The organism is Pseudomonas sp. LSJ-87 (genome assembly GCF_032971465.1).
GTDB classification, from domain to species: domain Bacteria; phylum Pseudomonadota; class Gammaproteobacteria; order Pseudomonadales; family Pseudomonadaceae; genus Aquipseudomonas; species Aquipseudomonas putida_Z.
Map to the genome: position 1 here is coordinate 1 of NZ_JAWJYQ010000101.1, position 1,428 is coordinate 1,428.

The 1,428-nt window shown below is 54.4% G+C and carries 1 protein-coding gene; it reads left to right on the forward strand.

Translation table 11 applies throughout. From position 1 onward, the window contains the following. Positions 1–48: 48 nt before the first annotated feature. Positions 49–1,400, forward strand: a protein-coding gene (locus tag RYH74_RS26240) for an IS3 family transposase (protein WP_410903332.1) whose coding sequence is annotated in 2 segments (ribosomal slippage) — positions 49–520 and positions 520–1,400 — 1,353 coding nt in all. Because the reading frame shifts where the segments join, the coding sequence is not laid out codon by codon here. The last annotated feature ends 28 nt before the right edge of the window (positions 1,401–1,428 follow it).

Here is a 1,428-nt window from a genome sequence, read left to right on the forward strand (position 1 = left end):
TGGACTGCCCCCAAGAAGTTGGACACCAATCCAACCCTTGGGGGATCTATGGGTAAATACACAGAGCAGTTCAAGCTCACGGCTATCACCGCTTACCTAGAGGGCAGCCGGGGCTTTCGCAAGGTGGCACAACACTTTGGCATCGATTTCAGCCTGCTTCGGCGCTGGGTTGCTGGCTACCAAGCCGATGCCAGCCTCAGCCCTCGCTCGCATGGTCGCCGCTACACCGAGGAATTCAAGCGGCGGGTGCTCAAGTACATGCTTGAGCATCGCCTGTCCCTGCGCCAAACAGCGGCGCACTTTGACCTTGGACAGTCCTCACAGATAGGCATTTGGCTGCGGCAGCACTACAGTGGCAGTCCTGTAGCCACTCTCGCCAAACAAAGAAAATCAGCCGTGCCGAAGAAAATTAAGCCCATCAAGCCGACAGACACCAATGACGCAGAGAAATCTCGTGAGCAGTTGTTGAGCGAGCTCGAGTATCTGCGCATGGAGAATGATGTCCTAAAGGAGTTAAAGGCTCTGCGAGAGGAGAAGGAGCGAACACGGACGAAAAAGCCCTGATCGTCTGCAAATTCAGACATAAATATCCGCTGCCTGACCTCTTGCAGATGGTGGGGTTGGCACGCAGTACCTTTTATTACCAGGTCAAGTGCCAGCAAAAGCCGGACAGGCACGCCTCGCTCAAGGAGTTGGTGCAGCGTGTCTATCACGAGGAGAAAGGGCTGTATGGCTACCGCCGCATTGCCCTTGCCATCAGGAATCAGGGGACCTTGGTCAACAAGAAGGTCATTGAACGGTTGATGGCTGAGCTTGGTTTGCAGTCCGTTGTACGCCCGAAGAAGTATCGATCCTATCGCGGCATTGTCGGCAAGGTGGCCATGAATTTGCTTGAGCGTAATTTCGTCGCGCAACGCCCCAACCAGAAGTGGGTGACCGATGTCACTGAGTTCAAAGTGGCCCAACAAAAGCTCTACCTGTCGCCCGTGATGGACTTGTACAACGGTGAGATCATCGCCTATGAAACAGCTTGCCGGCCTACCTATGGCTTGGTTGGGAACATGCTGGAAAAGGCGCTCGATGGGTTGGGTGAAAAGCCCAAGCTAGTGATCCACTCAGACCAGGGATGGCATTACCAGCAGCCCCAATACCGCCATAAGCTCGCAGCGCGCGGTGTGAAGCAGAGCATGTCTCGCAAGGGCAATTGTCTGGATAATGCAGCGATGGAAAGCTTCTTCGGCACACTGAAGTCAGAGTTCTTCTACCTGAAGCGCTTTGAAAGCGTCGAACAGCTGAAGGCGGGCCTGGAGGAGTACATCCATTACTACAACCATGACCGCATCAGGCTGAAACTCAATGGTCTGAGCCCTGTCAGCTACAGGACTCAGGCCACTGGCTAAAACTGTCCAACTTTTCGGGGGCAGTCCA